The 12,231-nt window shown below is 37.3% G+C and carries 3 protein-coding genes and 1 pseudogene; all 4 read left to right on the top strand.

What is annotated here, in order from left to right; genetic code table 11:
* Positions 1 to 424 precede the first annotated feature (424 nt).
* The 4 genes and pseudogenes from bafA (ACFIO5_RS01515) to bafA (ACFIO5_RS01500) all read left to right on the top strand — a co-directional run bounded on the left by bafA (ACFIO5_RS01515) (position 425) and on the right by bafA (ACFIO5_RS01500) (position 12,218).
* Positions 425 to 5,905 carry a BafA family autotransporter gene (gene bafA, locus ACFIO5_RS01515; RefSeq protein WP_375705060.1) on the top strand — a complete coding sequence of 1,827 codons (5,481 nt, stop codon included), beginning with the start codon at positions 425 to 427 and terminating at the stop codon, positions 5,903 to 5,905.
* Between the two features lie 359 nt (positions 5,906 to 6,264).
* On the top strand, positions 6,265 to 8,829 hold the full coding sequence (gene bafA, locus ACFIO5_RS01510; protein ID WP_375632648.1) for a BafA family autotransporter: 2,565 nt from the start codon (positions 6,265 to 6,267) through the stop codon (positions 8,827 to 8,829).
* A 314-nt stretch (positions 8,830 to 9,143) separates the two neighbouring features.
* Positions 9,144 to 9,375: pseudogene (locus ACFIO5_RS01505) on the top strand (integrase); the annotation flags it as partial.
* Positions 9,376 to 9,656: 281 nt separating this feature from the next.
* On the top strand, positions 9,657 to 12,218 hold the full coding sequence (bafA, locus tag ACFIO5_RS01500; RefSeq protein WP_375705059.1) for a BafA family autotransporter: 2,562 nt from the start codon (positions 9,657 to 9,659) through the stop codon (positions 12,216 to 12,218).
* The last annotated feature ends 13 nt before the right edge of the window (positions 12,219 to 12,231 follow it).

Genomic DNA, 12,231 nt, shown 5'->3' with positions numbered 1-12,231 from the left:
GTCTATATATTATCCATATTGAATAAAATAAAGACACTGCTTTAAATGCTGTAGAAGATGGCAATAGGTGGACATAAACGCAGCTCTCATTCACATTGCTGTTTCCTTTAAAGTTTAATGCTATTTTTATCTATTAAGGAATCAATCTTATTCGTAGATCGGTGTTTAGTGTCTTAAAATATTAAAAATATTTTTCATGGATGCAATTATAACACTTTTAAAGTGTATCTAAAACAAATTAAATCTTTTAGCTGTGCATGCATTTTAAAACACATGATGTATATTTGATCTGTCAGAGTTTAATCCATCGAATGCTTTGTTATCTTAAAAAAACATGAGGTTGAGCAATTGCATTGAGTTGTTTTGGTCTATGCACTTTTTTCTAAATGGGAGAATTTAAATTTAAAATTATGGAGTGTGAATAATGCAACGCAAATTGAAATTAAGTTTTTGTGCATTAATAACCAGTGGTTTTTTTGTCAAGATTGCGAGTGCAGATGGAGTAGCGACACCAAAAGAAAAGTTATTAACACCAGTAAGTATCAGTGAACACCTAGAAGAGACAAGAAAGTTGTTATCGGAAGTGAGGGGACTAAAAGAAAAAAAGGGGGAATCAAAAAAGATAGAGAATAAACAGACAGTAGAAGGAAGTGATCTTTCAGAAGAGGAAAGGAAGAGATTAGAAAAGCTATTCTTTGAAGTCCTCACAAATTCAATAATAAGCGATGGTGCTGCGATCTATATTACTAACCGTGACTCTGAAGGTTCTGAAATAAATAGCTTTAACTATAAAGATGCAGCTTATTCCATTAATAATACGGTTAGAGAAGGGGGAAAACTCTACATTGATGCAGCAAGTGTTAGTAGAGATACAACAATTGAGCATGGTGGGATTGAGGTTGTACAAAACTTGAGCAGTTCGGAATATGCCACTGTAAAAAAAGGTGGTAAACAAATTGTTGAGAGTGGTGCAAATGCAGAAGGGGCTCAAATCCATGGTGGCGAGCAGATTATTTTTGGTAAGGGAAGCCTTGGATCTGGTTTATCGCGAAAAGATAAGGCAAGTAGTGCTTATAACACCGAAATTTATGCTGAAAATGGAATGCTAGGACTACAAAGTGTCTATAGTGGTGGGATGGCTGTTGACACAAAGGTTATGAAAGGAGGTGTCCAGAATCTTGATGGTAAAGAGAATTCTAATAACGGCTTTGCAGAAGATACTGATATAGAGGGTGAGGATTTTACAATAAATGAAGGGGCTTTTGCACTGAGTACAGAACTTTTTAAAAATGGTGCGCAGAATATCTTAGCAGGAGGGAATGCGAGCGAAGTTACTTTATACGATAGAGCTACTCAGAAGATATATGATTCTGGATACGTGGATAATCTAACAATTAATCATCAAGCAAAATCATGGGTTTTTGCTGGTGCGATATTAGGTGAAAATACAAATGTTAATAATTTTGGCAACCTCTATCTTTATGCTGGAAATGGTGAAGCTGTTACGGAAGTAGACAATCTTAATTTAAATGGAGAAGATACCAAACTATACATTATTGCGTCTGAAGATAACAGCAAAAAACCTCAGGTTAATGTCCAGAATTTAACGGGAAGTGGCAGAGTTATTTTTACGTCTTTAGGGACTAATAAGCATTATTCTCAGCTTAATATTGATGATCTTTCAGGTTCTTTACATTTCAATTTTAATGTCAATTTTGCCAAGCACCTTAGTGATTATCTTGTCATTAAAGAAAGTGGTTCAGGTTATCATACAGTAAGTATTACTGATTCTGGGGGTGAGATCACAATCCCTTCCCACAGAAGATTTACATTAATTTCTGATCATAGTGGAAACGCTCATTTTACTCTGACAAACACTTTTGGTGAAAAAATCAAAGCTATTGATGCCGGAACTTACATGTACAGTTTGAAACAGAGAAAAAATGAGAGCAATGGTAAAATTTGGTATTTAGATGCGAATTATGCTCTTGATGAGACAAATACCTCTTTATTTTCTGATTTTAGCTTGCAACCATCTGCTATAGCTTCATTATCGAATGATCTCACAGAACGCACAATTGAAAAGGGAATGATTGTTACGATTGCTGATCCTAGCTTTGATAGTAACAGTGAGAAAGTTGAAAGCACTGGAGAAACTTCGATTAGTAATACAGTTAAAGACAGTGGAAAGATCTCCGTTTATCACGGTGGTTTTAGCTTGTATACAACAATTCAAAGAGGCGGCACTGAGCTTGTTAGAACACAGGGTCTTTCACAGGATAGTACAGTTAAGAAAGGGGGAAAACAAAAGGTTGAAGATGGGGGAAAAGCTGAAGGGGTTAAAATTTACGGTGGTGAGCAGTTTGTTTCAGGAAAGTCTGATATCAAAGGTGAGATGGTAAGAAGCAGTGCCTATGACACTATCGTTTCTGGTAAAAATGGAGTGTTAGGATACCAGAATGTATATGATGATGGAGAGGTTTTTAGCACAAAGATCATGGAAGGAGGGGTACAAAATCTTTTTGTGGAAGAAGATCTAGACCATTATAGCAGTTTTGCATTTGATACGAAGGTCTTTTCTGGTGGAGAGCAACACGTTTTAGCGGGAGGAATTGCGATTGGTGTTCTCTTACAAGGGAATGCTTTCCAAGCAATAGATTTAGGAGGCTATGTAAAAGATTTAATAATTAAGGATCAAGCACAATCGTGGTTACATTTTGGTGCAACATTAGAAGGAAGCACTATGATTCATGATTCTGGACGGATTTATCTTTATGCTGGTACTGAGCGATCTCGTACTGAAGTAGAAAAAATTGTTTTAAATGACAAAGATACCACATTATACTCTATTGCTTCCAAGATAGACGGTGAAAGCTCTTTGATTGAGGATTTAAGCGGGAATGGACGCGTTATTTTTACTTCTACCGTGTTTAATCCACATTATTCTAAACTTGAGGTCGGTAATCTTTCAGGTAATTTACATTTTAGGTTTAATACTAATTTTGTAGAACAGCGCGGTGATTATCTTCTCATAAAAAGAGGAGCAGGTCATCACACCATAAGCGTTATCGATTCTGGTGTTGAAATTACCAATTCTCCTCTACAAGATCAGAATTTAGTTTTGGAACTTGATTTAATTCATGATCAAAGCGGAAATGCGCATTTTACTCTGATAGATTTTTCTGGAGAAGAGACGAGTACGATTGATAATGGAGTCTACATGTATGGCTTAAAGACAAAAGATGATAATGGGGCAAAGACTTGGTATTTGGCTACGTCACAAATAACTTTTGCTCCTGTAATCTCTTCACCTTATGCGGAGTCACCTATAGATAAGCTTCCTGAAAAAGAAGAAAATATGACATCGTCAAAAGATTTTAGTATCTCTGATGTAATTGATTACAGTATTGGCGAAGGAGGAGGAATTCTACAAAGCTCTTTGCTCGGTGATGATAACGTAGTTTATATCTCTGATGATGGAGAGCGAGGTGTTCTTAAGAAGTCCATTAACAATACAATTCAGGGATCAGGAAGACTTTATGTTGAAGCTGGTGGTTTCAGTAAGAATACGACAATTGAAAATGGTGGTGTTGAGATTGTAGGGGAACAAGGGATTTCAGAATTTACGATTATTTACGAGGGTGGAAAACAAAGAGTGGAGGGAGGAGGAACCGCATTGAGAGCTGAAATTTATGGTGGGGAGCAGCTTGTTTTCGGAGATGGTTATGTAAATGGTGGAATTGTGGGGAGCAGCGCTTATAACACGACACTTTATGGTCAAGGTGATACGCCAGGACAGCAGAATGTATATGATGATGGGATGGCTGTGGGAACAAAAGTGATGAGTGGAGGAATACAAACTCTTGCTAAGTGGTTCGCAGATGATGATGATTTTATACAAAAGAGTGGTGGTTTAGCCGTAAATACTGAAGTTTTTTCAGAGGGTATGCAGCGTGTTTTAGCAGGGGGTGAAGCGAATAGAGTAATTTTACGCACTGGTGGTGTTCAAGAAGTCTATGCGGGTGGAATTGTGAAGAATCTAACGATTGAAGGTAATGCCAATTCATGGATTTCTCCTAGTGCAATATTAGGAGGAGAAATAAAAGTTCAAGATTTTGGTGGGATCTATCTTGATGCTGGAGGTGATGGTCAACAAACTATAGTAGAAAACATTGAATTAAATGGAGAAGACGCTCAATTATACTCCGTTGCTCGTGGGGTTGACGACAAAAGTACACGCATTCAGCAGTTAAGCGGTGTAGGAAAAGTCATTTTCACCTCTTCTGAAGATGATTTATATTACTCTCAGCTTTATATTAATAATCTAGCAGGGAGTCTACACTTCGATTTTAATGTCAGCCTTGCAGAAGGAAAAGGTGATTACCTCTTTATTGAGAATGGGAGTGGTTTTCACACAATAAGTGCCGTAGATTCTGGTATTGAAGTTGTTGATCCTTCTTCAGCAGGACTTGATTTAATTTTTGATCAAAGTGGTAGCGCATCTTTTACTCTACAAAGTTTTTCTGGCGCAAAAACTGTAATGGTTGATGGAGGAACTTATACTTATGGCTTAAAACACAAAAATATTGAGAATGAAGAGGGAAAAATTTGGTATTTGACTGCAGTTTACATGGATAGTGCGCCACGCAGAAGCAGATCTATGCGGCATTTAAATCAAAATCAATCAGTTTCTTCTCTTTCAACGATTACAGCACCACAAGAGCATGCTATTAAATTGCCATGTCGAAGAAAAAACCGCCAAAACTTAAGGCAAAAATCTCAGGCTTCTGTATCTCCAACTATTTCCTCTCTTAGAAGTCACGTTACTGAAGTCTTAGGTTCAGGAAGTTCTCATCCTCTTTCTGATGAAAAACAACAAACTGCTGTTTTAACCTCTTCTCAATCTTTAGCCGATCAAATGATTGTGCGTCCAGTTCATAAAGAACAACCTTTTCCACAATTGAGTGAGAATCTTTCAGTTTCTCACTTTTTGACCACTCCCTCTACAGATGCGGTATTGTCTATGTCTGTGGCGCCAGCGATGGTTTTTCACAATGAAATGCAAACCGTACGTGCGGGAAGAGGAATTCTAGATAAAAGTAAAAAGAATACGGCTTTATGGAGCTATGCGATTAAATCTAAAGAGAGTGTTGTTACAGAGCATATAGATTTTAAACTGGATCAGACCGGTATCGTTTTGGGGATCAATGGTTTAAGCGAGTGGGAAAATGGAGAGTTTTATATAGGTGGTTTTGGCAGTTATGATCGTGCCCGTGTTGCGCATGCACGGGGGGGTAACAGTGGAATCAATACTTATGGTATTGGCGCTTATGTCACTTATTTGGATCATAGTGGATGGTATCTCGATGGTATTTTAAAATACAATCATTATCAAAATACCCTAAAAGCCGTTTCAACGAATGGTTTAGAGATTGAAGGAACATATACTCAAAGGGCATTGGGAACTTCCTTTGAAGCTGGTTATCGACTTAAGACGTCAAAGAACAGTTGGTTACAGCCTTATGGACAATTTACATGGTTACAAGTTGAGGGTAAAGAAATCAAGTTATCGAATGGCATGACAGGTGACATGCGTCCATTCACTTCATTACGCAGTGAGGTTGGCTTATCTTTAGGATATGAATTTGGTTCTCGCATAGATTCCTCATCACTTGCGTATATTACAGCAGCATGGTTGCGTGAGAATAAAGATGACAATCATACCTTGATTAATCAACGCCATCCATTTACCACTGACTTATCGGGGAATGCAGGTAAATTAGGAATAGGTTTAAGCAGTTTAGTGAGTGAGAAGTTAAAGTTATATGGTGAGGCACATTATATTAAAGGGCGTAAAACAAAACAGTCCCTTCAGGGTATTTTAGGTGTACGCTATATTTTCTAATTATATGGTTATTTTTTAGTTATCTTTAAATGTATGATTAGTTTTTTTAAGTTTTTAATGCAGCATCAGAGAACAATTTTTCAGAGCACGCAGCTTCGTTGTTCATGATAAACTGTATTCCCTTATATACTTGATTATGCATTACTTTTTTTGATAAGAAAATTCTGAGGAAATGCTAAAGAAGCACTATAAAAACGCCCTTATATTCTTGATCAAAAAAGTATTTAAAAACTATAAAGAACGGTTTTTTATGAGATAAGGGGGATTTTTAAGAAGGATTATTGCAATCTAAGGTTGAAAATATGTTTTGTAGAGCTAATTACGTTCAGTGTCTATGCAGGCGTGAAAGGGGGGAGGATATGGCTCTACAATATAAATGGAAACGACATTGTTGGATACTCATGTTGAGCAGCTGTTTTGTGCAGGCTGCTGCTGCAAATGAGAGGGGGATACCGCTTTTTTGTCAATCTTCAAGTTATGAAAATAGCAAAATATTTCAGGATCAATACAATGAGGATATGAAAACGGGAAGATGCATACTTGGAGCATCTAATGATGTTATTATAAGGGCGCGTAATGAATTAGACTTTTTAAAAAAGCCTAGCGATTTTACTGAGGATAAGGGCGCTAGAGTGTTTGTGAGTCAACAGGAGCTTGACAGCAGTCATCGTGAAAATGTTGAAAATAATGTACAAGAACACAATACTAAAATTCTTAAAAAACCTGAACTTATTTCCATTAAAGATGGGGCACTGTTAGAAAATTATATTCTTGATAATGAAGGTAAAGCATACATTTCAAATGATGGTGAGATTGATAGCCCAGGGCGATCCATTAATAACACAGTAAGGAATGGTGCAGAGCTTTATGTGTATGCAGGAGGACTCAGTGAGGATAGTAAAATTGAACATGGCGGAATTGAAAATGTTGAGGCTTTAAAGGGAAAACAAGGCTTTTCGAAAAATGCAGTCGTTAAAGAAGGTGGACAACAAAGTGTTGGAAATGGAGGAAAAGTAGAGGGGACTAAAATTTATGGTGGTGAGCAACTTGTTTTCGGGGAGGGGGATGTTGGAGAAGAGGTTAAAGGGAGTAGTGCTTCTCATACTATCATTTATGGTCAAGATGAAACACTAGGCCAACAAAAAGTATATGATGGCGGAAAAGTTTGGAATACGAAAGTTATGCAAGGGGGTGTCCAAGAGGTTGGACAAAAGTCTCAAAGTGCAAAAAATGGTGGTTTTGCATTTGACACAGAAGTTTTTGGCGGTGGTAAACAACGTATCTTAAAAGGCGGTCAGGCTATTGGAGTTATTTTAAATGAGAGTGCTATTCAGGAAATATATACTGATGGATCTGTAAAAAATCTAACAATGAATGATCAAACAAAATCATGGGTGCATGCTGGGGCAACATTAGAAGGAAAGACACAGTTAAATCATTCTGGGCAGATCCATCTTTATGCTGGGAATGATCAACATCATACCATAGTAGAAGATATTATTTTAAATGGAAAAGATACAAAACTGTACTCTATTACTGATGAGTTTGATGGAAAAAGTTCTTTGATACAAAAATTAAGTGGTGAAGGGAGTGTTATTTTTTCGTTTACAGGTTCTGATCCATATTATTCTCAGCTTCATGTGAATAATCTTTCAGGAAATTTACATTTCGCGTTCAATACTACGATTGCCCATAACCGTGGTGATTATCTCTTGGTTGAGAAAGGTGCTGGGAATCATACGATAAGTGTTGCTGATTCTGGAGTTGAAATCACGGATCCTTTTTCAAATAAGCGTGATTTAATTATGGATCAAAGTGGTGGAGCACATTTTACACTGACAGATCTTAAGGGTGACAAAATTAACGCCATTGATGGTGGAACTTATATGTATGATTTGAAAGAAAGAAAGGATGAAAATGGAAAAGTTTGGTTTTTATCTGCAGATCGCCTCAGTGGACCAGAAACCTCTATTCCAGATCCGGAAAATCCTTTTGTTCCTGGTGAAACAACAACGACACCCTCTACAGATGCAGTATTAACGTTGTCCGTAGTTCCTGGACTTATTTTTAATAATGAGTTGCAAATTATACGGAATGGTAGAAAAATTTGGGACAGAAATAAGAAAGATATCGAACTATGGACTTATGGGATTAAGAGCAGAGAACGTGTTGCGACAGGCCATACACACTTTAAGCTTGGGCAAACAGGTTTAGTTTTTGGTGCTGATCAGTTGAGTGAATTAAGGCATGGAGAGTTGTATGTTGGTGGTTTCGGTAGTTATGATCAAGCACGTATTTCTCATGCACGAGGTGGTAATAGTGATCTGAGCTCTTATAGCATTGGAACTTACGCAACTTATTTTGATCATCGCGGATGGTATATGGATGGTGTTTTGAAATATAATTATTACCGAAATAATTTGAAAGCCATATCAACGAATGGTTTAGCCATTCAAAGTCATTACAATCAGTGGGCGATAGGTGGATCATTTGAGATTGGTTGTTATTTTGAACCGGCACAGAATACTTGGATGCAGCCTTATATCAAGCTAACAGGTTTGCAGGTTGAAGGTAAAAGAATAAAACTTTCCAATGGAATGATAGGTGATCTAAGCCCATTAACTTCATTCCGCAGTGAAGTTGGATTGACTGCAGGACATGAATTTTTTGTGAGTTCAGAAACTTCATTAACAGCTTACATTATGGCAGCTTGGTTGCGTGAGAATATAAATAATAATTATACGACAATTAATAACCAGTATAAATTTATTACAGATTTGTCAGGCAGTGCGGGTAAATTGGGAATTGGTTTAAACGGTTCGGTCAATGATAAACTAACACTTTATGCGGAAGCACATTATCTAAAAGGACATAAGATTAAGAATGCTCTTCAAGGTATTTTAGGATTACGCTATAGTTTCTAAATATGTGTGCATGGCTGATTAACTTTACAAATGTAATTGTTTTGCAAACTTAAACAGATAACGTTCGGCTATGTCTTCTCGAGAGTGTAAGGACTTTCTCAAATAGTAGAAATGTCTTTATACTCTTTCTTTTAAAGGCAACATACTGAATTTATAATAATAATTCATTTCTATGCATGGTGAATGAGAGTCACAAAAATCATAGGATTCTCTCATTCCAAATCTGTTTATGTTGAATCAATCAAAATTATTCGCTTGGCACATCGCAAGCGGGATGAAGGTGTGTATAAAAACTATACAAAAAAGAAGTAAAAATGTCTCTGATGAATCGTCTCTAGTGTCAAGGGCTATCACAACATTGGGATGGCAAAGTGTATGATGATACCGGCCCGCTTCTTCATAAGCGTAAAGATTGGGGGTCAATGGCTTTACCGGTATACCATTCATGGATGACGTCGCGAAATGGGCTTGAGTGCATTGAGAGATGTCTCTTTAAAACAAGTGCGTGAATGTACAACCCAATGGCGTTTTGTTTTACGTGAAGGGGGGCGCCATTAAAGGGCACGAGCATTTTTTTCATCTATAATTCCAGATATGCAAATTATTCCTTGAATTTAAGTAAACACTTTGAATTTTATTCAATTTTCTGCCTTAAGTTAGAGCTTTTTAGTGGTTTATAGATAAACAACTTAAAGTTGTTTAAATTAAAAAATACACTAAAAAATTGTATTTAGACATAAATAAAACACATTATGATACAATCTAAAACGAGCTACCTATGTAGCCGCGGGGTATTTTTCTAAATAATTGAGAGTGGAGTGTGGATAATGCGGTATAAATACAAATTAAGTTTTTCAGTATTGATGATCAGTAGTTATCTTGTGCAATCTGCAAGTGTAGTTGAGAGTAGGAATAGAGTGCTAACAAGAGCAACACATGTGGTAAATAGAGAAGAGGAAGAAAAAAAATTAGAACAGATTGCTAGTTTTTTCAAAAATAATATTACGATTGAATATGGTGATATAGAGCTTGTTGAAAATGGAGAAACTTCTGTAGGTTCTACTATTAAAAAAGGAGGGATACAAATAGTTACACGAGCAGGAATTGCAATGAACGCCAAAATTTTGGGAGGTCAGCAGTTTATTCATGAAGAGCCATATATTGATCTTACAAGCGTGGAGAGAAAAAGTAGTGCATATAATTCCACAGTTACTGGGGATGGTGGAACAGTTGGACAGCAGAATGTGTATGATGGAGCGTGGGTTTGGTATACGAAAGTGGGAGATAACGGAGAACAAAATCTTTATGCAGGACAAAGAAAAGAGGGAGGGAAATCAATGTATGCTCAGGTTTCTGGGAATGGGAGACAACACGTTTTAGCGTTAGGAGAATCTTATGCTACTAATTTGAAAGATCATGCTATTCAAGTTGTATATCCTGAAGGGTTTGTGGATGGTCTGACTATTAACAACTTTGCTAAATCGTGGTTCCATGTTGGTATACAAGATGTCCTTGGAGAAGTAAGGATCAATGATCACGGAGAACTTTATTTATTCGCTGGTGATAGGACAAATCATACGACTAAGAAAAAAATTCCTATGAAGGACAGAGTGGATGAAATAATATTTGAGGTTGGTGAACGGAATATGGGAGAAAAACCTCAGATTGAAATTGAAGATTTAGGGGGGCGCGGAGGGACTGTTATTTTTACTTCTATACCGTATGATCCACGACATATTTCACTTCATGTTAAGAAACTTTCAGGGGATTTACATTTTCGATTCAATATTAATGCTACGGGGAATTCAAGTGATTACTTGTCGATTGATGAAGGTTCAGGTAATCACAAAATAAGCGTTGCAGATTCTGGTCGTGAAATTACAGGTCCTCTCTCACAACAGAATAGTTTGGTCACAGGGATTAATTTAGTTACTGATAAAGTTGGAGGCGCTAATTTTACTCTGGAAGATCTTTCGGGTAAGGACATTACAGCTGTTGATGGTGGAGCCTATCAGTATGTTTTACGAAAGAGAGAAAGATGTGCTGATGCTAGTGGTTATTCTACAATTTGGTATTTAAGTTCAGCCTCTGAAGGTACGACACGTTCGAATACTGAAACACAGTGTGTAAACAAGAAAACGAAGATTCCTCTTGCATTATCTGATCAAGGTGCTGCTTCTAGAGGAAAAAATACAGGCTCTCGTAAACCTACTATAAAGCAACCAGCTAAACCACGACCTCCACGTCATTTAAGAGGGGCACAGAATGTCTCTAGTGTTTCTGTATCTCCCTCTCAAGAAAATCAGACTCTTGTAGCGTTACCTCCATCAGGTCTTCATCCTCTTTCTGATGAAAAACAACAAACTGCTGTTTCAATCTCTTCTCAATCTTTAGCCGATCAAATGATTGTGCGTCCAGTTCATAAAGAACAACCTTTTCCACAATTGAGTGAGAATCTTTCAGTTTCTCACTTTTTGACCACTCCCTCTACAGATGCGGTATTGTCTATGTCTGTGGCGCCAGCGATGGTTTTTCACAATGAAATGCAAACCGTACGTGCGGGAAGAGGAATTCTAGATAAAAGTAAAAAGAATACGGCTTTATGGAGCTATGCGATTAAATCTAAAGAGAGTGTTGTTACAGAGCATATAGATTTTAAACTGGATCAGACCGGTATCGTTTTGGGGATCAATGGTTTAAGCGAGTGGGAAAATGGAGAGTTTTATATAGGTGGTTTTGGCAGTTATGATCGTGCCCGTGTTGCGCATGCACGGGGGGGTAACAGTGGAATCAATACTTATGGTATTGGCGCTTATGTCACTTATTTGGATCATAGTGGATGGTATCTCGATGGTATTTTAAAATACAATCATTATCAAAATACTCTAAAGGCAGTTTCAACGAATGGTTTAGGGATTGAAGGAAGTTATAGGCAATGGGCGCTGGGCGCCTCCTTTGAAGCAGGTTATCGACTTCAGACGTCAAAGAACAGTTGGTTGCAGCCTTATGGACAATTTACATGGTTGCAAGTTGAGGGTAAAGAAATCAAGTTATCGAATGACATGACAGGTGACATGCGTCCATTCACTTCATTACGCAGTGAGGTTGGTTTATCTTTAGGATATGAATTTGGTTTTCACATGGATTCCTCATCGCTTGCGTATATTACAGCAGCATGGTTGCGTGAGAATAAAGATGACAATCAAACGTTAATTAATCAACGGCATTCATTTACCACGGACTTATCAGGGAATGCAGGTAAATTAGGAATAGGTTTAAGCAGTTTAGTGAGTGAGAAGTTAAAGTTATATGGTGAGGCCCATTATATTAAAGGGCGTAAAACAAAACAGTCCCTTCAGGGAATTATAGGTGTACGCTATAGTTTCTAACGATATGGTTATT

Source organism: Bartonella sp. AA86SXKL (genome assembly GCF_042196885.1).
Note: the sequence above shows the minus strand (reverse complement) of the source record. Positions and strands in the feature narration are given on the sequence as shown.